Annotated in this window: 22 protein-coding genes; 12 read left to right on the plus strand and 10 right to left on the minus strand. The window is 73.7% G+C overall.

Annotation, left to right across the window (positions count from 1 at the left end; all coding sequences use genetic code 11):
- Positions 1-408 precede the first annotated feature (408 nt).
- The 6 genes from GPA02_RS07185 to GPA02_RS07210 form a co-directional block, all read right to left on the minus strand.
- A complete protein-coding gene (locus tag GPA02_RS07185; protein ID WP_156199237.1) occupies positions 409-2,253 on the minus strand; it encodes an ABC transporter ATP-binding protein in 1,845 nt (614 codons plus the stop codon).
- A 70-nt stretch (positions 2,254-2,323) separates the two neighbouring features.
- Entirely contained in the window at positions 2,324-2,551 is a 228-nt protein-coding gene (locus tag GPA02_RS07190) for a helix-turn-helix domain-containing protein (protein WP_156199238.1), read from the minus strand.
- A gap of 152 nt (positions 2,552-2,703) precedes the next feature.
- Positions 2,704-5,232: a glycoside hydrolase family 65 protein gene (locus GPA02_RS07195; RefSeq protein WP_156199239.1), complete on the minus strand. Its 2,529-nt coding sequence runs from the start codon at positions 5,230-5,232 to the stop codon at positions 2,704-2,706.
- A 7-nt stretch (positions 5,233-5,239) separates the two neighbouring features.
- A complete protein-coding gene (locus tag GPA02_RS07200; RefSeq protein ID WP_156199240.1) occupies positions 5,240-6,010 on the minus strand; it encodes an HAD family hydrolase in 771 nt (256 codons plus the stop codon).
- 40 nt (positions 6,011-6,050) lie between these two features.
- The gene (locus GPA02_RS07205; RefSeq protein WP_240133934.1) at positions 6,051-7,511 is read right to left on the minus strand and encodes an amidohydrolase; all 1,461 of its coding nucleotides are present in this window, start codon (positions 7,509-7,511) and stop codon (positions 6,051-6,053) included.
- A 9-nt stretch (positions 7,512-7,520) separates the two neighbouring features.
- A complete protein-coding gene (locus GPA02_RS07210) occupies positions 7,521-8,435 on the minus strand; it encodes a LysR family transcriptional regulator (protein ID WP_156199241.1) in 915 nt (304 codons plus the stop codon).
- Between the two features lie 91 nt (positions 8,436-8,526).
- Here GPA02_RS07210 and GPA02_RS07215 point away from each other — a divergent pair, with 91 nt between their 5' ends.
- Positions 8,527-9,438 carry a DMT family transporter gene (locus tag GPA02_RS07215; protein WP_156199242.1) on the plus strand — a complete coding sequence of 304 codons (912 nt, stop codon included), beginning with the start codon at positions 8,527-8,529 and terminating at the stop codon, positions 9,436-9,438.
- A gap of 45 nt (positions 9,439-9,483) precedes the next feature.
- Here the strand turns inward: GPA02_RS07215 and GPA02_RS07220 are convergent, their stop codons facing one another.
- A complete protein-coding gene (locus GPA02_RS07220; protein WP_156199243.1) occupies positions 9,484-9,663 on the minus strand; it encodes an antitoxin in 180 nt (59 codons plus the stop codon).
- Between the two features lie 212 nt (positions 9,664-9,875).
- On the opposite strand from GPA02_RS07220, the gene clpB reads away from it, so the two are divergent.
- Positions 9,876-12,503, plus strand: coding sequence for an ATP-dependent chaperone ClpB (clpB, locus tag GPA02_RS07225; RefSeq protein ID WP_156199244.1), 2,628 nt, complete (start codon positions 9,876-9,878; stop codon positions 12,501-12,503).
- 83 nt (positions 12,504-12,586) lie between these two features.
- On the opposite strand, the gene GPA02_RS07230 is transcribed toward clpB, so the two are convergent.
- Both GPA02_RS07230 and GPA02_RS07235 read right to left on the minus strand, forming a co-directional pair.
- Positions 12,587-13,510: a septum formation family protein gene (locus GPA02_RS07230; protein ID WP_156199245.1), complete on the minus strand. Its 924-nt coding sequence runs from the start codon at positions 13,508-13,510 to the stop codon at positions 12,587-12,589.
- 13 nt (positions 13,511-13,523) lie between these two features.
- A complete protein-coding gene (locus GPA02_RS07235) occupies positions 13,524-14,654 on the minus strand; it encodes a DUF4190 domain-containing protein (RefSeq protein WP_156199246.1) in 1,131 nt (376 codons plus the stop codon).
- Positions 14,655-14,939: 285 nt separating this feature from the next.
- Between GPA02_RS07235 and GPA02_RS07240 the strand changes: the two genes are divergently transcribed.
- The 7 genes from GPA02_RS07240 (at position 14,940) to fbaA (ending at position 21,398) form a co-directional block, all read left to right on the plus strand.
- Positions 14,940-16,760, plus strand: coding sequence for a metallophosphoesterase family protein (locus GPA02_RS07240; protein ID WP_156199247.1), 1,821 nt, complete (start codon positions 14,940-14,942; stop codon positions 16,758-16,760).
- Between the two features lie 119 nt (positions 16,761-16,879).
- Entirely contained in the window at positions 16,880-17,461 is a 582-nt protein-coding gene (pyrE, locus tag GPA02_RS07245) for an orotate phosphoribosyltransferase (protein ID WP_156199248.1), read from the plus strand.
- Between the two features lie 81 nt (positions 17,462-17,542).
- Positions 17,543-18,334 carry a LemA family protein gene (locus GPA02_RS07250; RefSeq protein WP_156199249.1) on the plus strand — a complete coding sequence of 264 codons (792 nt, stop codon included), beginning with the start codon at positions 17,543-17,545 and terminating at the stop codon, positions 18,332-18,334.
- Positions 18,335-18,344: 10 nt separating this feature from the next.
- Positions 18,345-18,800 carry a hypothetical protein gene (locus tag GPA02_RS07255; protein ID WP_156199250.1) on the plus strand — a complete coding sequence of 152 codons (456 nt, stop codon included), beginning with the start codon at positions 18,345-18,347 and terminating at the stop codon, positions 18,798-18,800.
- A 209-nt stretch (positions 18,801-19,009) separates the two neighbouring features.
- Positions 19,010-19,528: a hypothetical protein gene (locus tag GPA02_RS07260; RefSeq protein ID WP_156199251.1), complete on the plus strand. Its 519-nt coding sequence runs from the start codon at positions 19,010-19,012 to the stop codon at positions 19,526-19,528.
- Positions 19,525-20,130 (plus strand): TrmH family RNA methyltransferase, encoded by a 606-nt coding sequence (locus GPA02_RS07265; protein WP_156199252.1) that lies wholly within the window; start codon positions 19,525-19,527, stop codon positions 20,128-20,130. Before GPA02_RS07260 ends, GPA02_RS07265 begins: the two co-directional genes overlap by 4 nt.
- 248 nt (positions 20,131-20,378) lie before the next feature.
- Entirely contained in the window at positions 20,379-21,398 is a 1,020-nt protein-coding gene (fbaA, locus tag GPA02_RS07270) for a class II fructose-bisphosphate aldolase (RefSeq protein WP_156199253.1), read from the plus strand.
- 74 nt (positions 21,399-21,472) lie between these two features.
- Here the strand turns inward: fbaA and GPA02_RS07275 are convergent, their stop codons facing one another.
- Positions 21,473-21,913 carry a DoxX family protein gene (locus GPA02_RS07275; protein WP_156199254.1) on the minus strand — a complete coding sequence of 147 codons (441 nt, stop codon included), beginning with the start codon at positions 21,911-21,913 and terminating at the stop codon, positions 21,473-21,475.
- A gap of 84 nt (positions 21,914-21,997) precedes the next feature.
- Here GPA02_RS07275 and GPA02_RS07280 point away from each other — a divergent pair, with 84 nt between their 5' ends.
- The 3 genes from GPA02_RS07280 to GPA02_RS07290 all read left to right on the plus strand — a co-directional run bounded on the left by GPA02_RS07280 (position 21,998) and on the right by GPA02_RS07290 (position 24,455).
- Positions 21,998-22,549 (plus strand): TetR/AcrR family transcriptional regulator, encoded by a 552-nt coding sequence (locus GPA02_RS07280; protein WP_156199255.1) that lies wholly within the window; start codon positions 21,998-22,000, stop codon positions 22,547-22,549.
- A gap of 74 nt (positions 22,550-22,623) precedes the next feature.
- On the plus strand, positions 22,624-23,034 hold the full coding sequence (locus GPA02_RS07285; protein WP_156199256.1) for a DUF3151 domain-containing protein: 411 nt from the start codon (positions 22,624-22,626) through the stop codon (positions 23,032-23,034).
- 134 nt (positions 23,035-23,168) lie between these two features.
- Positions 23,169-24,455: an adenylosuccinate synthase gene (locus GPA02_RS07290; protein WP_156199257.1), complete on the plus strand. Its 1,287-nt coding sequence runs from the start codon at positions 23,169-23,171 to the stop codon at positions 24,453-24,455.
- The last annotated feature ends 1 nt before the right edge of the window (position 24,456 follow it).

Below are 24,456 nucleotides of genomic sequence, written 5' to 3' on the forward strand. Positions count from 1 at the left end.
CGGTTTCAACCCACTTCTGCCCCCCGGGGGGAACCCGTCCTCGCGAGCGGCAACGAACTCGTACGTCCGCGCCCAGCTCGTACGGTGCACGCTACGAGCTCGGCACGTCGCTACGAGCTCGCGAGCTGTGAGGAGCAGCAAGAGATGCTGGATAGCGCGGTGCGGGTGGGCAGGGCAGGGGCGGAGGTGGGTTGAAACCTCGTGCGGGGGCAAGACTGGGTTGAAACCGGGTTGGGCGCCCAACTCGTACAGCCGCGCCCACCTCGTACGGTGCACGCTACGAGTTTGGTACGGCGCTACGAGTTCGCCGGCTGGCGGCTGGCGGCTGGGGGCTGGCGTCCGGCGTCCGGCGTCCGGCGTCCGGCGTTCGGCGTCGTGACGGTCGCGGGGTGCGCGTCGCCGAGCCCGCTACTCCGTGGTGAGGAGCTGGTGGTGGGCGAGCTCGCGGTACAGCGGCGAGGAGTCGAGGAGCTCGGTGTGCGTGCCGGTCGCGACCACGCGGCCGCCGTCGAGCACGACGATCTGGTCGCTGTCCACGACGGTCGAGAGCCGGTGCGCGATCACCAGCAGGGTGCGGCCGGTCGCGACCTCGTCGATCGCGGCGCGGAGCTGGGCCTCGTTGCGGCTGTCGAGGCTCGAGGTGGACTCGTCGAGCAGCAGCAGCGCGGGGGCCGCGAGCAGCGCCCGCGCGATCGCGAGCCGCTGCCGCTCGCCGCCCGAGAGCATGACGCCGTGCTCGCCCACCGGGGCGTCGAGGCCGAGCGGGGAGCGCGTGAGCACCTCGGCGAGGTTCGCCCGCTCGAGGACGGCGCGCATCTCCGCCTCGGTGGCGTCCGGCGCCCCGAGCCGGAGGTTGTCGGCGAGGGAGCCCGCGAGCACCGGGGCGTCCTGCTCGACGTAGCCGATGCCGGCACGCAGCTGCGCGCGGGGGATCTCCCGGAGGTCGACGCCGTCGGCCAGCACCCGACCCGCGACCGGGTCGTAGAACCGCTCGACCAGGGCGAAGACCGTCGACTTGCCCGCTCCCGACGGCCCGACCAGCGCGGTGCGGGACCCGCGGGGGACGGTGAACGTGACGTCGTCGAGCACGTCCGGGGCGCCGTCCTCGGTCGTCGGGTACCGGAAGGACACACCCTCGAAGGCGACCGCCGCCGCGTCCTGGCGGCGCGGCGCGGTGCCGACGACGTCGCCGTCGGTCTCGATCGGCAGCCGCACCACCTCCTGGATGCGGCCGAGCGCCCCGAGCGCCTGGCTGGTCGCCGACATCGCCCCGATCATCTGGCCGAGCGGCATGACGAGCAGGAACAGGAACATGAGGAAGCCGACCAGCTCCGAGATCGACAGCGACCCCGCCGCCACGCGCGCGCCGCCGACGCCGAGCACGACGAGGAACGCCAGCTGCAGCGCCACGCCCGCGATCGGCACGACCATCGCCGACACCCGCGCCACCTTGAGGCCCGCCTGGTAGGCGCCCTCGGTGCGCTCGTCGAGGACGGTGATCTCACGGTCGGTGGCGTTGGCGGCCCGGATGGTCCGCACGCCGGAGATCGCGCGCTCCAGTGACGCCGACAGCGCCCCGACCTGCTCCTGCGCCTGCGCGCTCGCGCGGGTGAGCATCGGCATCACCGCACCGGCGGCGCCGATCGCGAGGACGACGACGCCCAGCGTCAGCCCGAACAGCAGCGGGTCGATGACGATCATCGCCACGACGGCGCCCACGAAGGTCAGCAGCCCGCCGACCGACTCGACCAGCCCTTGCGTGAGCACGGAACGCAGCAGCGTGGTGTCGCTGCCGACCCGGCTCACCAGGTCACCCGTGCGACGGGTGTCGAACGCGGCCACCGGCAGGTGCAGGATCCGTGCCACCAGCCTGCGCCGGCTCAGCCGGACCACCTGCTCGCCGAGCACCTGCAGCAGGAAGTGCTGCACCCCGGCGACGAGCGCGTCGGCGACGACGAGCGCGACGAGCAGCCACGGCAGCCAGCCGAGCGGGTTCGTGGTCTGCACCCGGTCGATGAGCTGCTGGACGAGCAGCGGCTGGGCGAGGCTGGTCGCGGCGCCGACGACCGACAGCAGCACCGCGGCGGTGATGAGCGTGCGGTTGACCGCGAGGTAGGGGAGCAGCTCGCGCAGCGACGCGCGCGGGCCGTCGTCGGCGGTGCGACGGCCGCCGAAGAGGCCGCGGGGGCGGCGGCCGGCCGGCGACGGCACGGTCGTGGAGGTGTCGGTCTGCGGTGCGGTCGAGGTGCTCATGTGCGGTCAGCCGTTCGTGCGTGGGTTGCGGTGGTGGGCCGGGGGTGCGGGGCGCTCCCGGTGTCGCCCCTCACCGTCGGCCGTACTTCTTGTGCACGGCCTGCTTGGAGATGTCGAGCGCGCTCGCGATCTGCTGCCACGAGTGGCCCTGCTGGCGGGCGTGCCGGACCAGCTCGGCCTCGCGTCGCTCGATCGCCGCGAGCTGGTGCCGTCGCTGCTTGGTCAGCTCGATGAGCTCTCCGATCACCTCGGCGGCCCCCTCGCCGCCGCCAGCCTCACCCACTGCTGTCCTGGTCATGTCGTCAATGTAGGTTGACGCGACCGCAGTGTCAACCATGATTGACGTTCGCCTCGGCCTCGCGCCTCCTGCCGAGCTCGCAGCACGGTGCGCGCTCGGCCGGCCGCGCCCGGGGACCGGTCACAGCCGTGCCGGTGCAGCTGGGCGGCTCGTCAAGCCGAACCGTTGCGCGCGGCGGCGGCCTTCTTGCGACGGTCCGGGTCGGGGACGCCGGCGGTGTAGACCATGTGGTGCTCCTCGCTCGACCCGATGAGCGGCATGCTGCCGAGCGTGCGCGTGATGACCGGGCCCTGGTCGGCCAGCGGCACCACCACCGGCTCCCCGGCGCTCACCTCGTAGGACGTGCCGCGCACCGCGAGCGGCGCCGGGTCGCCCTCGACGAGCGTGAACGTGATCCGCTCCCGCTCCAGCAGCACCCGCAGCCGCGACCCGCGGTACTGCAGCGGGAACTCGATCGAGGTCCACGTGACCGGCAGCCGCGGGTCGAACGTGAGGTCGCCGTCGTAGTCCCGCATGCCCGCGAAGCCGTACACCAGCGCGCTCCAGACGCCGCCGGTCGAGGCGACGTGGACGCCGTCGGAGGCGTTGCCGTGCAGGTTCGCGAGGTCGACGTACAGGCCGGCGTAGAAGTAGCGCAGCGCGAGGTCGGCGTAGCCGACCTCGGCCGCCACGATCGCCTGCACCACGGCCGACAGCGTCGAGTCGCCGGTCGTGATCGGGTCGTAGTACTCGAAGTCCGCGCGCTTGTCCTCGAGCGTGAACTCGTCGCCGTGCAGGAACAGCGCCGCGATGACGTCCGCCTGCTTGATGACCTGGAACCGGTAGATGACCAGCGGGTGGTAGTGCAGCAGCAGCGGGCGCTTCTCCATGGGCGTCGCCGCCAGATCCCACACCTCCCGCTCGAGGAAGTGCTGGTCCTGCGGGTGGACCTTCAGCCCCTCGTCGTAGGGGATGTACATGTTCTCCGCGCAGCGGGCCCACTCCGCGATCTCCGCCTCCTCGAGCTCGAGGTGGCGCACGAGGCGCTCGTAGGCGTCGGGCCGCTGCTCCCGCACCCGGCGGCACCACCATGCGGCCTGGCGCAGGTTGTCACGCGCCATCACGTTGGTGAAGAGGTTGTTGTTGACGACGGTGTTGTACTCGTCGGGGCCGGTGACGCCGTGGATGTGGAACCTCGGGTCGTCGCGGCCCAGCCAGAACCCGAGGTCCTCCCACATGCGGGCGGTCTCGACGAGGATCTCGATGCCCTCGCGGACCATGAAGTCCTCGTCGCCGGTGGCGTTGACGTACTTGCACAGCGCGAAGGCGATGTCGGCGTTGATGTGGTACTGCGCCGTGCCGGCCGCGTAGTAGGCGGACGCCTCCTCGCCGGAGATGGTGCGCCACGGGAACAGCGCCCCGGTCTGGGACAGCTCGCGGGCGCGGCGCCGCGCCGCCGGCAGCATCTGGTGCCGGAACCTCAGCGCGCCGCGTGCCACCCACGGCGAGGTGTAGGTGAGGAACGGCAGCACGTAGATCTCGGAGTCCCAGAAGTAGTGGCCCTCGTAGCCCGATCCCGAGACCCCCTTCGCGGCGATGCCCGCGGTCTCGACCCGCAGCGAGGCGTGCGCCACCTGCAGCAGGTTCCACCGGATCGCCTGCTGCACGGCCGGGTGGCCGGCGACGACGACGTCGGAGGTCTCCCAGAACCGCTCCATGTGGCGGCGCTGCGAGGCGAAGCACTCCTCGACGCCGTCCTCGCGGACCCGGTCCAGGGTGCGGCGGCAGCGGTCGACGAGCTCGCGGGTGGGCACCCCGCGCGAGCTGTGGTACGCCGCGACCTTGGTGATGCGGATCGGCTTCCCCTGCTCGGCGCGCACCCGGTAGACCTTCTTCGCGAGGTCGTCCTCGGCGTGCGTGAGCTCCTCGTAGGTGTTCTCGGTCTCGATGGTGTGGTCGACGCCGACGGCGAGCGTCATGCGGGAGTTCTTGCAGCGCCAGCTCAGCACCATGCGCCGGTCGCCGGCCCAGTGGCTCTGCGGCACCAGCACCCGCTCGGTGAGCGCGCTCGCCTTGCGCGGGTCGAACGTGGCGTTGCCGTCGACGCCGGCGCCCAGCGACTGCGTCGCGTACTCGTCGAGACCGTCCTGCCGGTTGAGCAGCTGGGAGGAGATCGCGACCGGTGCGTCGCCGTCGAGCATCGTGACGTCGAAGGTCATGACGGCGAGGTGGCGGTGCTCGAGCGACGTCATCCGGCGCGACTCCACCCGCACCCGCTTGCCCGCGGCCGTGCGCCAGATCAGCGACCGGCGCAGCACGCCGTCGCGGTAGTCGAGCGTGCGCTCGTACTCCTCCAGGTCGGCGACGCTCAGCAGCAGCGGCTCGTCGTCGACGTAGAGCTTGATCGTCTTGACGTCGGGGGCGTTGACGATCGTCTGGCCCGTGCGCGCGAACCCGAACGCCTCCTCGGCGTGCCGGATCTGCCAGGTCTCGTGGAACCCGTTGACGAACGTGCCGTGCGCGTGGGTCTCGCGCCCCTCCTCGGGGTTGCCGCGCATGCCGAGGTACCCGTTGCCGACGGCGAACAGGGTCTCGGTGACGCCCAGGTCGTCCGCGGAGTACCAGGTCTCGCGCAGCGCCCACTCGTCGATGGGGTAGCGGGTCCGGTCGAGGGGGTCCTCGTCGCCGCCGCGTGCGTGCATCTCGTCCTCAGCTCTCGGTGGTCCGGGTGGTCCCGGTGGGATCGGTCGACGGCGTGGTGGCCCGGTCGGGCACCAGCTCGGCCAGGTCGGTCACGACGAGGTCGGCGCCGCCGGCGGTCAGGGCGTCCGCACCGGCTCCGCGGTCGACGCCGACCACGAGGCCGAAGCCGCCGTCCCGCCCGGCCTGCACGCCCGAGATCGCGTCCTCGAGCACGACCGACCGTGCGGGCACGGTGCCGAGCAGCTCGGCGGCGCGCACGAAGGTCTCCGGTGACGGCTTGCCGGCAAGGCCCTCGGCCGCGGCGACGGACCCGTCGACGACGACGGTGAACCGGTCCGCCAGCCCGGCGGCCGCCAGCACCGCGGGTGCGTTGCGCGAGGAGGAGACGACGGCGACGGCGACACCCAGCGGCGCCAGCGCGTCCAGCAGCGCCACCGACCCGGGGTAGGGCCGCACGCCCTCGGTCTCGAGGATCTGCGCGAAGACGGCGTTCTTGCGGTTGCCCAGCCCGCACACGGTCTCGGCGTCGGCCGGGTCGCTCGGGTCGCCCTCGGGCAGCACGATGCCGCGCGAGGCGAGGAACGCACGCACCCCGTCGTAGCGGGGCTTGCCGTCGACGTGATCGAAGTAGTCGCGGCTCGTGTAGGGCGGCTGGTCGCCGCGCTGCGCCAGGTAGGCGTTGAACATCGCGTCCCACGCGTGCATGTGCACGTCCGCGGTCGGCGTCAGCACGCCGTCGAGATCGAACAGCGCGGCGTCGAAGTCGTCCCAGTTCACGGTGACGAGACTACGAGCGCGGGCAAGGTCCACCGCACCCTCACAGCGTCGCGTGCGTCACGTTCCCGGCGCAGATCGTGGCGGCGACGCCGATGCCGGGCAGCCGGGCGGCGTCGAGCGCCAGCGGGTCGTCGTCGAGCAGCACGAGATCCGCGGGCGCCCCGGGGGCCACGCCCGTCACGCCGCCCCACGACGAGCGCAGCGCGAGGGTGACGTCGATGCGCTGCTCGGGGTGCCAGGCGGGTCGCTCGTCACCGGTGCGCAGCACGGCCGCGGCGATCGTCAGCCACGGGTCGAGCGGGGCGACCGGGGCGTCGGAGCCCAGCCGCAGCTCGACGCCCGCGCGGGCCATGTCCGCATAGGCGTACGCGCGGTCGGTCCGCCCGCGCCACAGCACCTCCGCGACGTCGCGGTCGTCGACGAGGTGCCGCGGCTGCACGCTGGCGGCCAGCCCGAGGGCCGCCATCCGCGCGACGTCCTCGGGCGTGGCGAGCTGCGCGTGCTCGACCGTGCCGCGTGCGCCGGAGCGCTCGAACGCGTCGAGCACCTGGGTGAGGGCGGCGTCGCCGATCGCGTGGATCGCGGCGTCGATGCCGCCGGTCGCCGCGCGTGTCATCGCCGCGGTGAGCGTCGCGTCGTCGATGTTCATCGCGCCGACGCTGCCGTCGGGGAACGGGTGGCGGCAGTGCGCGGTGCCGGTGTTGAGCGAGCCGTCGGCGATCACCTTGAACGGGCCCATCGTCACCAGCGGCCCCGCGCCGGGCACCGGGTCGCCGGTGCGCAGACCGGCCGCGAGCGCGTCGTCGAGGTGGTCCAGCCAGACCCCCGCGCGCACCCGGTGCGCAGCGAAGCCGGCGGCCACCCGCCGTCGCCACGCGGCGTGGGTGTCGTGCGGGTCGAGGTCGACGATCCCCACCACGCCGCGCGCGGCCGCGCGGCGCCCGGCCTCGACGACCCAGCGGTCCCGGGTGGCGTCGTCGGCGGTGCCGATGGTGGGCATGACGGCGAACCACGCCGCCTCGGTGACCCAGCCGTCGTCGTCGGCGTCGGCCGCCAGGCCGTACCGCGCGAGCGCGGCGCCGTTCATGACGGCGGAGTGGGAGTCGCCCGAGAGCAGGGCCACGGGGACGTCGAAGCGGTCGAGGTCGGCGCGCACCGGCCGGGTGGGCCAGCCGGCGCACCAGAGGCCGGTCGCGACCACCTCCTCGCCGGGCCGCTCGGCGAGCCGGGCGGCGACGGCCTCGAGGCACGCGGCCACGGTGCCCGCGTGGCGGAGGTCGAGGCGGTGGCCGACGGCGGCCCAGTCGGTCGGGTGCACGTGCTGGTCCCACAGCCCGGGCATCAGCCAGCGGCCGTCGGCCGCCAGGTCCGCAGCCTCACCGCCGGACGGGCGGGTGCTCGCGGGCCGGACGTCGACGACGACGCCCTCGGTCGTCGCGACGTCGACCGGGTCGCCACCGCCCCCGACGAGCCGCGCACCACGGATGAGCAGGTCGGCCACCGCGCGAGCCTACGACGCCGCGCGCTCGTGGTCGGCCCGCGCGGCGCAGGCCAGCAGCAGCTCGCGAGCGCGCTCGACGCCGGGGTGGCCGCGCAGCGCGCGCCGCGCGCAGAGCACGATCGTCCGCGTCGGCGTGGGCGCGGAGATCGGCACGACCACGACGTCGGGCGGCACGTTCCGCACGCCCAGCTCCGGCAGCACGGTCACGCCGGTGCCGGTGCCCACGAAGGCGAGCGCGGAGGCGTAGTCGTGGGTCTCGATCGCGAACCGGGGCACGACGCCGGCCGCCCGGCACGCCTCGAGCAGCGCGGCGCGGCACGGGCCGCGTGTGACGTCGTTGTCGATCCACCGCTCGTCCTGCAGGTCGGTGAGCGCGACGTGGGCGCGACGGGCGAACGGGTGGTCGGCGTGGACGGCGACGACGTAGGGCTCGGTCAGCAGGTGCGTCACGTCGTACCGGGCGGGGTCGGGCGGCTCACCGCCCGGCTGCAGCACGAGGATCTCCAGGTCGGGCTCCGCGGCGGTGTCGGAGGCGAGCTCGGACAGCCGCAGCTGCCACGACAGCCCGGGCAGCTCCTCGGTGAGGCGCGCGATGACACCGGGCACCCAGGCGTGGCCCGCCGAGGCGAAGTAGCGCAGCGTCAGCGACCCCGTGCGGCCCTCGCGCAGGTCGCGCGCCAGGCGTTCGAGCGACGCCAGGCCGCCGAGCACACCCGCGGACTCGGCGGCGAGCCGCAGCCCGGCCGGGGTGGCGACGACGCCGCGCCCGCGACGCTCCAGGAGCGTCAGCCCGGTCTCGCGCTGCAGCGCCGCGACGTGCTGGCTCACCGCGGACGGCGTGTAGCCGAGAGCCGCGGCCGCGGCCTGCATCGACCCGGTGTCCACGACGGCGCGGAACACCTTGAGGCGCGTGACGTCGAGCATGCCAGCAGGCTAACCGACGCATCAGTGATACTGAAGCGAACATGACAAGTCATCGCTTGTGCTGAACGGTCCTGCCCGGGAGGATCGACGCATGACGAGCGCGACCGCCCCGGTGGCCACGAGCGCCCCGGCCACCGACGCGCCGCGCTGGCTGCCGGCCGCGGTGCTGACGGTGCTGGTGCTGTGGGCCTCGGCCTTCATCGCGATCCGCGCGGTCGCCGACGGCCTGGAGCCGGGGCCGCTCGCGCTGGGACGGCTGCTCGTCGGCACGGTCGTGCTCGCACCGCTCGCGCTGCGGCGCCGGCTGCGGCTGCCGCGCGGTCGCGGGCTCGCGCTCGTCGCGGTGTACGGCGTGCTCTGGTTCGCGGGCTACACGGTCGTCCTCAACGCGGCCGAGCACCACCTGGACGCGGGCACCGCCGCGATGCTCGTCAACGTCGCCCCGTTGCTGGTCGCGGCGGTGGCCGGGCTCGCGCTCCGCGAGGGCTACCCGCGCGCCCTGCTCGTCGGCCTCGCCGTCGGCTTCGGCGGCGTCGTCCTCATCGCGGTCTCGACGAGCAGCGGCGGCACGAGCCCGCTCGGCATCGGGCTCGGCCTGCTCGCTGCGGTGCTGTACGCGGCGGGCGTGCTCACGCAGAAGGCGGCGCTGCGCACGGTGGGCGCCGTCACCGCGACCTGGCTGGGGTGCCTCGTGGGCGCGCTCGTGCTGCTGCCGTACGCGCCGCAGCTGGTGGCGCAGGCCGGCGAGGCCAGCGCGGGCGCGCTCGGCGCCGTCGTCTACCTCGGCGCGTTCCCCACCGCGGTCGCGTTCCTGCTCTGGGCGGCGGTGCTGCGCCGGGCGGGGGCGGGTCGCACGGCCTCCGCCACGCTCGCGGTCCCCGCGATCGTCGTCGTGATGTCGTGGGCGCTGCTGGGCGAGGTGCCCGGCCTCCTGACGATGGTCGGCGGTGCGCTCGCGCTGCTCGGCGTCGCGATCAGCCGGCGGGCGCCGCGCCGGCCATGACGAAGGCCGGCCCGCGGCGGGACCGGCCTTCGGGTGCGGAGCGGCTCAGGCGCGCTCGTCGCCGACCTTGCCGTCGAGGAAGTCGCGGCCCTGCTGCACCTTGTCGGCGTGCTGGCCGCCCGTCTTCTCGTCGATGAAGCCGGCCGCCTTGTCGAGCGCGTCGTCGGTCTGCTTCTCGTCCTTGAGGACGTCGTTCACCTTGTCCTTGAACGCGTCGAACCCCATGCTGCTCTCCCCAACCTCGGTGCGGCCGGCGTGCCGGCCCGGACGCCGTCAGTCTTGCACCGCGTCTCGTGCGACGAGGTGCCTTTCGTCCCGGGTGTCGAGGGCGCCCGACGGGGCATGATGGATACCGGGACCAAGGTTGAGCGGAATAGACTCAACTCTCGCGCAGTTGCTCCAGGTGGACATCACACGCACGACATCCGGAGGTCTGGTTGGACAGCAAGCTCACGACGAAGTCGCAGGAGGCGATGGCGGCGGCCCTGCAGGCCGCAGCGGCTGCGGGCAACCCGCAGCTCGAGCCGGCGCACCTGCTCGCTGCGCTGCTCGCGCAGCAGGGAGGCGTGGCGAACGCGCTCCTCGACGGCGTCGGTGTCGACCGGCGGTCGATGGGCCAGCACGTGCAGGGAGCGCTGGCGGCGCTGCCGTCGGCGTCCGGCGCGAGCGTGAGCCAGCCGTCGGCCTCGAGGGGCACGCTCGGCGTGCTCAACGCCGCAGGCCAGGAGGCCTCCGCGCTGGGTGACGAGTACGTCTCCACCGAGCACCTGCTGCTCGGGCTCGCGAAGGACGCCGGTGCGGCCGGCCAGATCCTGCGGGCCGCGGGCGCCGACCGCGAGACGCTCCTCGAGCGGCTGCCGGCGGTGCGCGGCGCGGGCAAGGTCACCTCGCCCGACCCCGAGGGCACCTTCCAGGCGCTGGAGAAGTACGGCACCGACCTCACCGCCCGCGCCCGCGACGGCAAGATCGACCCGGTCATCGGCCGGGACGACGAGATCCGGCGCGTCGTGCAGGTGCTGTCGCGGCGCACGAAGAACAACCCGGTGCTGATCGGCGAGCCGGGCGTGGGCAAGACCGCCGTCGTCGAGGGGCTGGCGCAGCGCGTCGTCGACGGCGACGTGCCCGAGTCCCTCGCGGGCAAGCGGCTGATCGCGCTCGACCTGGGCGCGATGGTCGCGGGCGCCAAGTACCGCGGCGAGTTCGAGGAGCGCCTCAAGGCGGTGCTCGACGAGATCAAGGGCTCCGACGGCGAGATCATCACCTTCATCGACGAGCTGCACACCGTCGTCGGCGCGGGCGCCGGTGGCGACTCCGCGATGGACGCCGGCAACATGCTCAAGCCGATGCTGGCGCGCGGCGAGCTGCGGATGATCGGTGCCACGACGCTGGACGAGTACCGCGAGCACATCGAGAAGGACCCGGCGCTGGAGCGGCGCTTCCAGCAGGTCTACGTCGGCGAGCCCTCGGTCGAGGACACCGTCGCGATCCTGCGCGGCATCGCCCCGAAGTACGAGGCGCACCACAACGTCACGATCTCCGACGGCGCGCTCGTCGCGGCGGCGACGCTGTCCGACCGCTACATCACCGGCCGGCAGCTGCCCGACAAGGCGATCGACCTGGTCGACGAGGCCGCGTCGCGGCTGCGGATGGAGCTGGACTCCTCGCCGGTCGAGATCGACCAGCTGCGGCGCGAGGTGGACCGGCTCAAGATGGAGGAGGCCTACCTCTCCGAGAGCGGCACCGACGAGCCCGGTTCCCAGCAGCGGCTGGAGAAGCTGCGCGCCGACCTGGCCGACCGCACCGAGGAGCTGACCGCGCTGACCGCCCGCTGGGAGGCCGAGCGCGCCGGGCTCAACCAGATCGGTGAGGCCCGCAAGCGGCTCGACATGCTGCGCACCGAGGCGGACAAGGCCCAGCGCGAGGGCGACCTCGAGAAGGCCTCGCGGATCCTGTACGGCGAGATCCCCGCCGTCGAGCGCGAGATCGCCGAGGCCGAGCGCGCCGAGGCGGAGGCCGGCAGCGGGTCGCGGCCGGCGCCGATGGTCGCCGAGTACGTCGGGCCGGAGGAGGTCGCCGAGGTGGTCGCGGCCTGGACGGGCATCCCGACCGGGCGGCTGCTGCAGGGCGAGACCGAGAAGCTCCTGCACATGGAGGACGTCATCGGCCGCCGCCTGATCGGTCAGACGAACGCCGTGCGTGCTGTCTCCGACGCCGTGCGGCGCTCGCGGGCAGGGGTCGCCGACCCCGACCGGCCGATGGGGTCGTTCCTGTTCCTCGGCCCCACCGGCGTCGGCAAGACCGAGCTCGCCAAGTCGCTCGCGGACTTCCTGTTCGACGACGAGCGCGCGATCGTGCGCATCGACATGAGCGAGTACTCCGAGAAGCACTCGGTCGCGCGGCTCGTCGGTGCTCCGCCCGGCTACGTCGGGTACGAGGAGGGCGGCCAGCTGACCGAGGCGGTGCGGCGTCGGCCCTACTCGGTGGTGCTGCTCGACGAGGTCGAGAAGGCCCACCCCGAGGTCTTCGACATCCTGCTGCAGGTGCTCGACGACGGCCGACTCACCGACGGCCAGGGTCGCACGGTCGACTTCCGCAACGTCATCCTCGTGCTGACGTCGAACCTCGGCTCGCACTTCCTCGTCGACGCCTCGATGGACGGCGACGCCAAGAACGAGGCGGTCATGAACCTCGTGCGGGCCTCGTTCAAGCCGGAGTTCCTCAACCGGCTCGACGAGATCGTGCTGTTCGACCCGCTGAGCATCACCGAGCTCGGCAGCATCGTCGACCTGCAGGTCGCGCGGCTGGCGGACCGGCTGTCGGACCGGCGGCTCGAGCTCGAGGTCACCCCGGCCGCGCGCGAGTGGCTGGCGCTGGAGGGCTACGACCCCAGCTACGGCGCCCGCCCGCTGCGGCGGCTCATCCAGCGCGAGATCGGCGACAAGCTCGCCCGGCTGCTGCTCGCCGGCGAGGTGGCCGACGGCGGTCGCATCCTCGTCGACAGGCCCGAGGACCTGGACACCCCGGGCCTGGTGGTGCGGCCCGCCGAGACGGTGCAGCCCGCCTGAGCCACCGCGCACCCGAGCCCACGCACGCGAACGGCCCCACCCGAGACCGGGTGGGGCCGTTCGCTCGTCAGGCGTGGGCGGCGTCAGCCGACCGTGATGTCGCCCTCCACGAAGCTGCCGGTGAAGGTGGCGCCGTCGATGGCCACCATCAGGCACGTGTACTTGCGGTCGCCGAAGTCCCAGGTGTTCTGGGTCGGCCACATGTTGTAGTAGGTGACGTTCGTGCCGTCGATCATCGCGAAGAACTCCTCCACGGCGTCCTCGCAGAACGCGCCGGACTCCTCCTGGAGGACGTCCTCACCGGGGAAGTCGTCGTAGTCGGCCGTGTCCTCGGCGACGATCTCCACCTCGTGCGCGGTGCCGCAGTCGACCTTCTGCATGACGCCGTTCTCCTCGTAGTAGGAGAGCGAGAGGATGCAGTCACCGGGCACCACCTCGGTGTCCGCGATCTCGACGGGCTCGTCGCCCGTGTCGTCGGTCGGCTCGTCCGTGGGCTCGTCCGTGGGCTCGTCGGTCGGCGTGTCGACGGTCGTCGGGTCTGCGGTCGGGTCGTCGCCGCCACCGCTCGTGAGGGCGCGGATGGCGAAGAAGATGCCGACGATGACCAGCACGCCGACGATGACCCCGATGACGATCGGGACGGCGCTCTTCTTGGGCTTCGGGGCGCCGGGGCCGCCGTAACCGCCTCCGAACTGCTGCCCGTAGCCCGGCTGCGAGCTCTGACCGAAGCCCGGCGCCTGACCGGGCTGGCCCGGCTGGCCGTACGCGGGCTGCTGGGGCTGGCCGTAGCCGGGCTGGGAGCCCTGCCCGAAGCTGGGCTGCTGGGGCTGCTGCGGCTGGCCGTAGCCCGGCTGGGAGCCCTGCCCGAAGCTGGGCTGCTGCGGCGGCTGCTGGCCGTAGCCCGGCTGCTGCTGCGGCGGCTGCTGACCGTAGCCCGGCTGCTGGGGCTGGCCCGGCTGCTGTGGGTTCTGGGGGTCCTGACCGGACGGGTTCCATGGCGTGCTCATCTGATCCCCTTTCCTAGCTGTTGACGAGATCGACGTGAAGGGGGCCCGCATCGCCACGGAGCAGGCAGACCACCTGGGTGTTCCCCTGTTCCCAGCCCGCAGCTGACGGAACCAGGTACCAGGGAACGATAGACGCATCACCGTCGTCGACCTCGGCGACGTCGGTGGTGCACGTGGAGACCGCCTGGTCGGCGAGCGCCGCGTCGCCCGGGAAGTCCCCCGAGAGATCGTGCAGCGTCACCACCTGGGCGATGTGCTCCTCGGCGCACGGCACCAGCCGCACCTCGCCGACCTGCTGCGCAGGCGGGAGGGTGGCGATGCAGTTGCCGACGGCAAGGTTGGCGGCGGCGATCGTGCGGGCCTCGGCGACGTCGCCCTCCTGGGGTCGCTCGAGCGCGCGGTCGATCGTGCCGTTCATCGTCAGCGCGGTGCCGACCAGCGCCCAGACGACGGTGAACAGCGCGCCGAGCGCCACACCGGTCCAGGCCAGCCCCATGCTGCGGCGGCGCGTGCGCCGCACGCGACCGCGCGCGAGCAGCCCGAGGACGATGCCCACCGGGCCGAGCGGCGACGTCGCGACGCCCGCGACCGCGAGCGGCTCGAGCGGCTGCCGCGGCGCGACCGGGAACGTGAACTGCCCGTACCCGCCCTGCGGCTGCTGGGGCTCGGGCCGGACGCCGTACATGCTCCTGCCCGTCGGTACCGGGGCCGGCTGCTGCTGCGTCGGGGGAGCGGGCGGCACCGGCGGCACCCCGGGCTGCCCCTGCGGCGCCGGCTGGCCGCCGGTGCCGGGCTGCGCCCAGCCGTGCTGCTGCCACTGCTCGGTCGCGGCCTGGGTCGGAGCGCCGGGGCCGGGTGCGCCGGGGCCCGGCCACGGCCCGGTCGAGGCGGGCTGCTGCCAACCCTGCGCAGCTGCCTGCTGCCAGCCCTGAGGGTTCGTGGGCTGCTGCCAGCCGCCGTCGGGGTGGGGCTGCTGCCACTGCTGGTCGGGCGCGGGCCACTGCGGCGCCTCGGCGACCGGCTCCTGCGAGGCCGGCGCGGCCGTCTCGGGCACGCCGGGGGAGGTCGCTGCCTCGTCGTCGTCGGGGCCGGCCCCGGGCGCGACGGGGCCAGGCCCCGAGCTCGCTTCCGGCGGCTGACCCATGTGCGAAACCCTAGCGGCCACGGTGCGGACGGCGTCGAGGCGACCGGGGCCAGAGGTACCCATGCGCGCCGGCATCGCCGCCGCGTGACGTCGTCGGGCGGCCGGTGCCGAGGACGGCCGAACCGGCACGGGCGTCGGAGCACGCCGCTAGCGTCGGGAAACCGGCCCTCCGACGGCGGCACGCCCGACCGGCGTCACCGCCCGGGCCGCCGGCCCGCCGTGACCCGGCGTGCTGCACCGGCGCAGCCGGTGCGTCCCTCGCTCCCCGACGACCAGAGGACGACCATGACCGAGACACGCCTCCCCGACGTCCGGATCAGCCGCCGCGCGGTGCTCGGCGGCTTGACGACCGCCGCCGTGGTGCCCGCCGCGCTGGCCTCGCTGCCGGCCGCGCCGGCCGCGGCCCACGGCATGCGCGACCTGCGCGTGCTGCCCTACCTGCAGAACCCGTCCAGCACCTCGATGACCGTGGCCTGGGTCAGCTACGCCGAGGTGCCCGGCACCCTCACGGTCACCGGGCCGGGGCTGCGGGGCCGCGCGCGGTGGACCAGCACGCCCGAGCCGATGCCGGTCCTCGGCTACACCGACGCCGAGCGCGCCGAGCAGATCCCCGGCCTCGAGGACGGCTCCTGGTTGCTGCCCGACGGCAACGTCAAGCACGTCGTCGAGGTGACCGGGCTGCGCGCCGACTCGCACTACACCTACGTCGTCGAGCAGGGGCGCGACAGCTATCGCGGGTCGTTCCGCACCGCTCCCACCGCGTCGGACTGGAAGCGCATCACCTTCATCGCGATGTCCGACCACGAGACCGAGCCGCGCGGCCGGGTCACCCGGCGCGAGTGGGCGCCCGGCGAGGTGGCCGGGCTGCCCCGCCCCGACGCCGTCCCCGGCTCGCCGTGGGACCTCGCCTTCGGCATCACGACGCTGGCGGGCCAGCAGGTGCTGTGCTACCCGCTCACCGAGGACGAGGGGTACCGCGCCAACCTCGCCGTCGCCGACAAGAGCCGCCCCGACTTCTTCCTGTTCCCGGGCGACCTCGTGCAGGGCGGTGGCTACCAGCCGGGCTGGGACGAGTGGTTCGGGTACAACGCCGGCCCCGAGGGCGACCGGCTCGGACGCACGCCCGTGCTGCCCGCCCTCGGCAACTGGGAGAGCTTCGGCGGCAACGTCAACGGCGGCTACGGGTCGCCGGAGGACCGCTCGATCGTCGTCCGCTCCCGGGCGAAGTACCACGCCTACTTCGACGGCCCGGACAACGGCACCCCCGAGCACCGCGACAACTACTACCGGATCGACTACGGCCCGGTCACCGTCATCACGCTCGACTCCAACAACGGCGAGCCCGACGACGACACCGAGAACTACGAGGGCGACCAGGCCGTCGGTCGCGAGTACCGCGGGCCCGGCACCGACACGCAGAACAACTTCACGGCCGCGGAGTACGCCGCCGCGGGCGGCACCGACCTGTCGGACTTCAACCCCGGCAGCACGCAGTGGAGCTGGTGCGAGGAGCAGCTGCGCGACGCCCGCAGCAAGGGCCAGATCATCTTCATGCAGTGGCACCACTCGCCCTTCAGCAGCGGCGAGCACGGCCTGCCGATGTACCACGCCGACACCTCGGGGCAGGGCGGCACCCCGATGCGGCAGTACCACGAGCTGGCCGAGCGGTACGGCGTCGCGGCGATCATCTGCGGTCACAGCGAGCTGTTCGAGCGCAGCTTCGTCGACACCGACGGCGACGGCGTCGGCGTGCACTACTACGACGTCGGTGTCGCCGGTGACGGGCTGCGCGGCGAGCGCCGGGTCGCCGGCCCCGACTCCGAGCGGCTCGGCTACAACCCGTACCGGCAGTGGACCGCCGACCGGGACGAGCCCGAGGTCTGGGAGGACGTCGACGGCGTCCGCGTGCTGACCGCAGGCGGCAAGCACTACGGCCACCTGCACGTCGAGGTCACGCGCCGCAAGGACGGCGCGCGGGTGACGCTCACGCCCGTCCACGTGTTCCCCGTCGTGGACAAGCACTACCGCGTGCGGCGCACCGAGCGCCGCACATACGGCGACGTCGTCGAGCTCGAGATCGGCCCGGACGGTCGCGTCCGGGCCTGACGGCGTCCCGCGCCGGCGCCCGAGCGGCCCGGCGCCGTGGACGGTCAACCCCGTCCGCGGCGCCGGACCGCGGCCGCCCGGCGGCGCGCAGCGGCGCCCGGGCGCTCTACCCTGGCGCGGTGACGACCCCGACCGAGCCCACGCCCAAGGACCGCCTCGCCCAGCTGATCAGCGAGCTCGCCGTCGTGCACGGCCGCGTGACGCTGTCCAGCGGCCGCGAGGCCGACTACTACGTCGACATGCGCCGCCTCACGCTGCACCACGAGGGCGCGCCGCTCATCGGGCACCTCATGCTCGACATGCTCGAGGAGCACGGCATGGGCGTCGGCGAGATCGACGCCGTCGGCGGGCCCACGATGGGTGCCGACCCGGTCGTGTGCGCCATCCAGCACGCGGCCGCGAGCCGCGGTCTGGACCTCGACGCGTTCCTCGTGCGCAAGGAGGCCAAGGGTCACGGCATGCGCCGCCAGGTGGAGGGCCCCGACATCGCCGGGCGTCGCGTCGTGATCGTGGAGGACACGACGACCACGGGTGGCAGCCCCATGCTCGCCGTCGAGGCGGCGCGCGCCGTCGGCGCCGAGGTGCTGGGCGTCGCGACGATCCTCGACCGCGAGACCGAGGCCACCGAGGTGTTCGCGAGGGCAGAACTGCCCTACGTCTCGCTGCTCTCCAGCAGCGACCTGGGTCTGGGCCGCCAGTAGCATCGAGGACGTCGGGCGGTCCCGCCCGGTTGCCGTGACCCTCGAGGCCCTGCCTCGACCGTCTTCGCGAAGGAGGGCCGCATGGAGACCGGAGTCGTCATCCTCGTCGCCGTCGGCGTCCTCGTCCTCATCATCCTGATCTGGGCGATCTCGACCTACAACGGCTTCGTCCGTCTGCGCAACCTCGTGCAGGAGGCGTGGCGCCAGATCGACGTCGAGCTGCACCGCCGCTACGACCTCATCCCGAACCTCATCGAGACCGTCAAGGGTTTCGCCGCGCACGAGCGCGCGGTGTTCGACGAGGTGACCCGCGCCCGGGCCGCCGCCGCCACGCCGGGGTCCAGCCCCGCTGAGCAGGCCCGCCAGGAGGACGCGCTGAGCGGCGCCCTCACCCGGCTCTTCGCGGTCGCCGAGGCCTACCCGCAGCTGCGGTCGGTCGAGAGCTTCGTGGCTCTCCAGAACGAGCTCACCAACACCGAGGACCGCATCGCGGCCGGCCGGCGGTTCTACAACGCCAACGTCCGCGAGCTCAACACCCGCGTCGAGACGTTCCCGCCGAACATCATCGCCGGCATGTTCAACTTCACGCGCGCCGAGTACTTCGAGAGCAACGACCCGGTCGTGCGCGCGGCGCCGCAGGTCTCGTTCCAGGACACCAGCGGCCAGGTGGGCAGCTACGGCACCCCGCCGCCCCCGCAGCCGCACGTGACCGACGCGCCCGGGCCGAGCCACGGCGGTCAGCCGGGCGGCTTCCCGCCCGGTCAGGGCGGCGGCCAGCCCGGCGGGTTCCAGCCCGGTCAGGGCGGCGGCCAGCCCGGCGGGTTCCAGCCCGGTCAGGGCGGCGGCCAGCCCGGCTACCCGCCCCAGGGCTGAGCAGGCGCGCATGACGTCGACGACGCGGGGCGCCGGCGGGCGCCGCCGCGTCGTCGTGCGCGACGTCGAAGTACGCACCCGGCCCGCTGCCCGGATGGCAGGCGTGCCGCTGGTGCTGGCAGGCGTCGCCGCGGGCCAGACGGGGCTCCTCAGCCGGCCGGTCGGGCTCGTGCTGACCGCGGCCGCGGCGGTGCTCGCCCTCGTGGTCGCCGTCGTGCGCAGCCGTGCGTGCGTCGAGATCCACCGCGACGTCCTGCGCTACCGGGTGCTCTGGCAGCTGCGCGAGGTCCCGGTCTCCGAGGTCGGGTTCCCCGAGCAGCGTCGCCGCACCATCGACGACCTGCTCGTCGTCCGCGTCGCCGGCCGACGCCCGATCCGACTGTCGTCCACCCTGTGGGAGCCCGATGCCATGGAGCAGCTCGCGCGCGAGCTGACGCTGCGCGGCTCCGCCGCGCGTCGCGCGTGACGGCCCGGCCGCCGCGCGCCGGTCGGCCCGACGGCGCCTCACCACCCGGAGACGAGGGGTACCGGGCACCCTCGCCCTACGCGGTCACCAGGGGTCTCGGGCGCGCGCCCCGGCAGCGGCCCGACCGCCGTGCGCGACGCCGGCCGCGCCCGCTGCCGGCGTGGCGACGTCGTCTCGCTCGCGGTGGCGACCTCGAGATCCGACCCGGCGTGCGCGGTGCCGTGGTCCTGCTCGTGGTCGGCCTGGTCGTGGCGGTCGTGCTCGCGCTCGCCGCCCAGCCGCGCGCCACGGTCCTCCTCGGCCTCGCGATGCTGCCGGCGGCACTGGTGTGGGCGGCGCACGCGCTCGTGGGGCGCGTCCGGCTCGACGGCGACGCCCTGCACGTGCGCACGCTCGTCCGCCGGCTCGTCGTGCCGCTCGAGGAGCTCGACACGCCCGTGCTCACCCGCAGCCAGATCGGCACCCATCTGCACCTGCGCCGTCACGGCGGGCGGCACGTGGCCACGCTGTCGTCGACCGGATGGGGTGCAGCGCGGGTCGAGCTGCTCGCCGAACGGCTGGCAGCGGTGCCGCTGGCGTTGCGCCCGGGCCCCGTGCTCGAGATGCGCTACCCCGGCAGCCTGTCGTGGTGGGGACGCCACCCGCTGCTGGCGCGCGTCGTGGCACGGGTGGGCTTCGTGGCGGTGCTGACGCTCGCTGCGCTCGCGGTCGGGGAGGCGCTGCGGTGACCGGCGTCGACGGGCCCGGCGTGGGCCCGCACCCGCAGCCCTGGCCGGACGACGAGCGCCTCGACCCCGAGCTGCTCGCGCACGGCGACCACCGCAACGTCGCCGACCGCTACCGCTACTGGACCGTCGAGGCGATCGTCGCCGACCTCGACTCCCGGCGCCACCCGCTGCACGTCGCGATCGAGAACTGGGGCCGCGACTTCAACATCGGGTCGGTCGTGCGCACCGCCAACGCGTTCAACGTCGCCGGTGTGCACGTGATCGGGCGGCGGCGCTGGAACCGGCGCGGCGCGATGGTCACCGACCGCTACCTGCACGTCCACCACCACGACGACGTCGAGGCCTTCGCCGCCTGGGCTGCCGGCGAGGGCCTGCCGGTGCTCGGCATCGACAACGTGCCGGGGTCGGTGCCGCTCGAGCACCGGCCGCTGCCCCGCGCGTGCGCGCTGCTCTTCGGCGAGGAGTCGACCGGGCTGACGCCGGCCGCGCAGGCGGCCTGCGAGGCGGTCCTGCACATCACCCAGCACGGCTCGACCCGGTCGATCAACGCCGGCGCGGCGGCCGCCGTCGCCATGTGGGCCTGGGCGATCCAGCACACCTAGCTGCCCGCCCGACCGCTGTCGACCCGCTCTCGCCCCCACGTGCGGTCTCGACCCACTTCTGCCGGCGTCTCGAGGTGCGAGAGCGCGCCGGGCGCCGGATCGTCCACGTCGCGGGAAGGGGGCGGACGTGGGTCGGAAGCAGTGACCCGGGTCACGGCCGACGCCCACCTGGTGGGTGCGGGACGCAGGTCCCGGGTGGGCGGTGCCAGACTGGTGCCGACATCCCGCCGTCTGTCACGGAGACATCGATGCCCATCGCAACCCCTGAGGCCTACGCCGACATGCTCGACCGGGCGAAGGCCGGCTCCTTCGCCTACCCCGCCATCAACATCACCTCGTCGCAGACGATCACCGCGGCCCTGCAGGGCTTCGCGGAGGCCGAGAGCGACGGCATCCTGCAGGTGTCGGTCGGCGGCGGCGAGTACGCCTCCGGCTCGACCATCAAGGACCGCGTCACCGGCACGCTCGCGCTCGCCGCGTACGCGCACGAGGTCGCCAAGAACTACCCGGTGCAGATCGCGCTGCACACCGACCACTGCGTCAAGAGCAACCTCGACTCGTGGGTCCGCCCGCTGCTGGCCATCGAGGCCGAGCAGGTCAAGAACGGCGGCCTGCCCACCTTCCAGTCGCACATGTACGACGGCTCCGACGTGCCGCTGGAGGAGAACCTCCAGATCGCCGCCGAGCTGCTCGAGCTCTCGCAGGCCGCGCGCACGATCCTCGAGATCGAGGTCGGCGTCGTCGGTGGCGAGGAGGACGGCCACGAGGCCGAGATCAACGAGAAGCTCTACACGACCGTCGAGGACGGTCTCGCCACCGTCGAGGCGCTCGGCGCCGGCGAGAAGGGCCGCTACCTGACCGCGCTGACCTTCGGCAACGTGCACGGCGTGTACAAGCCCGGCGCCGTCAAGCTGCGCCCGGAGATCCTCAAGCAGATCCAGGACGAGGTCGGCGCCAAGATCGGCAAGGAGAAGCCGTTCGACCTGGTCTTCCACGGCGGCTCCGGCTCGACCGCGCAGGAGATCTCCGACGCCGTCGACTACGGCGTCATCAAGATGAACATCGACACCGACACCCAGTACGCGTTCACGCGCCCGGTGGCCGGCCACATGTTCACCAACTACGACGGCGTCCTCAAGATCGACGGCGAGGTGGGCAACAAGAAGGCCTACGACCCGCGCGCCTGGGGCAAGCTCGCGGAGGCCGGCATGGCCGCCCGCGTCGTCGAGGCCTGCCAGCAGCTGCGCTCGGCCGGCAACAAGGGCTGACGCCCACCGGCACCGCACCGCTCACGACGGCGGCCCTCACCTGCTGAGGGCCGCCGTCGTCGTCCCCGGGATCCTCACGCGAGCGCGACGAGCCCGGCCGCGGCGACGAACAGCACCTGCATGAGCGCTCGCGGCAGCAGCGGCGTGCGTGGCGCCGCGGGGTGCGTGACGCCGCGCGCGGCGCGGACGTTGGCCGGGAACATCACGAGGAGCAGCGCGGCCAGGCAGACGGCCGCCGCCACCCGCGTCGCCGGCACGAGCAGCCCGACGGCGCCCGCCACCTCCAGCACCCCGGTCGCCGTGACCAGCAGGTCGGGGCGGGGGAGCGACGGCGGCACGATCGCGATCAGCCCGTCGCGGCGGGGCTGGGTCCAGTGCGCCGAGGCGGTCAGCAGGAACATCGCCGCGAGGCCGACCGCGACGGCGTCGGGCCAGGTCGCCACGTAGCCGACGCCGAGGGCGCCGACACCGCGGGCGAGGAGGGTCACGAGCAGCAGGGTGAGCAGCGGAGCCATGGGCGTTCCAATCTAGACAGTGACTAGATTATGCCCGCTCCGTGGACAACTAGTCAATGCCTAGATCGGAGGTAGGGTCGTGCCATGGCGGGCACCTACCACCACGGCGACCTCCGCGCGCACGTCCTCGCGGCGGCCGCGGCCGAGATCGCCCGCAGCGGCCCCGACGGCGTCTCGCTCCGCGCCCTCGCCCGCGACGCGGGCGTCAGCCACGGCGCGCCCGCGCACCACTTCGGCGACCGGCGTGGGCTGTTCACGGCGCTCGCGGCCGAGGGGTTCGGGCTGCTGGCCGACGCGCTCGCGACGTCGGTCGCGGCGGGCGACTTCGCGCGCACCGCGGTCGACTACGTCACCTTCGCCGTCGAGCACCCCGGCCACTACGCGGTGATGTTCCGCGCCGACCTGATCGACCCCGAGGACTCGGAGCTGCAGCGCCAGGAGGGTCGTGCCCGCGACGCGCTGCGCGACGGCGTCGCGACGCTGCCGCCCGAGCGGCTGGCCGTCCCGGCCGAGCAGGCCCGCCAAGCGGCGTGGGCGCTCGTGCACGGGATCGCCTCGCTGCACCTCGACGGCGCGCTGCCGCGGACCGACCCCGCCGACCTCGCCCGGGCGGCGGCCCGCCAGCTGTTCGGGTGACCGCGCGCGGGTCGCCGGTGGGCCGCGACCGGCCCGGCGCGCCCCCGCCGCCGCCGGCGGTCCACAATGGGTGCGTGACGAACCTCCTCGGCCCTGAGCCCACCCTGCTGCCCGACGACCACCCGGACGTCCCCGCCCGCGCGGCGCTCGACGCCGGGGAGAGCCTGCGCGACGTCGCCGCCCGGTTCCCCGCCGCGTCCTACGCGTGGGGGCGGCTGGCGCAGGAGGCGCTCGCGGCGGGCGAGCCGGTCGCGGCCTACGCGTTCGCGCGCACCGGCTACCACCGCGGTCTCGACGCGCTGCGGCGCGCGGGCTGGCGCGGCGCCGGTCCGGTGCCGGCCGCGCACGTGCCGAACCAGGGGTTCCTCGTCAGCCTGCTCGCGCTCGGTGCCGCCGCCGAGGCGATCGGCGAGGACGAGGAGGCGGTGCGCTGCCGCACGTTCGCCCAGGACTGCGACCCGGCCGCGGCCGAGCTGCTGGGCTGACCGGGCCGACCGGCCACCGGCCTGCGGGCCCACGGGTCTGCAGGGCCGGACAGGGGTAGCACCGGCGCACGACGTGCGTCGCAGTCGATAGTGTGGCGTCCCGGACGCGGGCGCCGATGGAAAGGGCAGTGGTCATGCCGGCAGTAGTGGTGCTCGGAGCGCAGTGGGGCGACGAGGGCAAGGGCAAGGCGACCGACCAGCTCGGCTCGCGCGTGGACTACGTCGTCAAGTTCAACGGCGGCAACAACGCCGGTCACACGGTGGTCGTCGGCGACGAGAAGTACGCGCTGCACCTGCTGCCCTCGGGCATCCTCTCGCCCGGGTGCGTCCCGGTCATCGGCAACGGCGTCGTCGTCGACCTCGAGGTGCTGTTCCAGGAGATCGAGGGCCTGGAGGCGCGCGGCGTCGACACCTCCCGGCTGCTGGTGTCCAGCTCGGCGCACGTGATCCCCTCCTACAACCGCACGCTCGACAAGGTCACCGAGCGGTTCCTCGGCAAGCGTCAGATCGGCACCACCGGCCGCGGCATCGGCCCGACCTACGCCGACAAGATGAACCGCGTCGGCATCCGCATCTCCGACCTCTTCGACGAGGGCGTGCTGCGCGACAAGGTCGAGGGCGCCCTCACCCAGAAGAACCAGATCCTCACGAAGATCTACAACCGCCGCGGCGCCGACGTCGACGCGGTCGTCGCCGAGCTGCGCTCCTACGCCGACCGCGTCGCGCCGATGGTCGCCGACACCGGACTGGTGCTCAACCGTGCGCTCGACGAGGGCAAGACGGTCGTCTTCGAGGCCGGGCAGGCGACGATGCTCGACGTCGACCACGGCACCTACCCGTTCGTCACCTCCTCCTCGGCGACCGCGGGCGGCGCCGTCACCGGCTCCGGCATCGGGCCCACCCGCATCGACCGCGTCGTGGGAGTCATCAAGGCCTACACGACTCGCGTCGGCGAGGGCCCGTTCCCCACCGAGCTGCACGACGACGTCGGCGAGCGGCTGCGCAAGACCGGCGGCGAGTACGGCGTCACCACCGGCCGGCCCCGCCGCTGCGGCTGGTACGACGCCGTCGTCGCCCGCTACGCCGGTCGCGTCAACGGCCTCACCGACCTCGTGCTCACCAAGCTCGACGTGCTCACCGGCTTCGAGAAGGTCCCGGTGTGCGTCGCCTACGACGTCGACGGCGTCCGGCACGACGAGATGCCGATCGACCAGACCGCGTTCGGCAAGGCGACGCCGATCTACGAGGAGCTCGACGGCTGGTGGGAGGACATCTCCCAGGTGCGCAGCTGGGACGAGCTCCCGGTCAACGCGCGCCGCTACGTCGAGGCGCTCGAGGAGATGAGCGGCACCCGGATCTCATCAGTCGGTGTGGGCCCCGACCGGGAGGCGACGATCGTCCGGCACGACCTGCTCGGCTGAC

The sequence above is a fragment of the Actinotalea caeni genome, from assembly GCF_009733795.1.
GTDB lineage: Bacteria > Actinomycetota > Actinomycetes > Actinomycetales > Beutenbergiaceae > Pseudactinotalea > Pseudactinotalea caeni.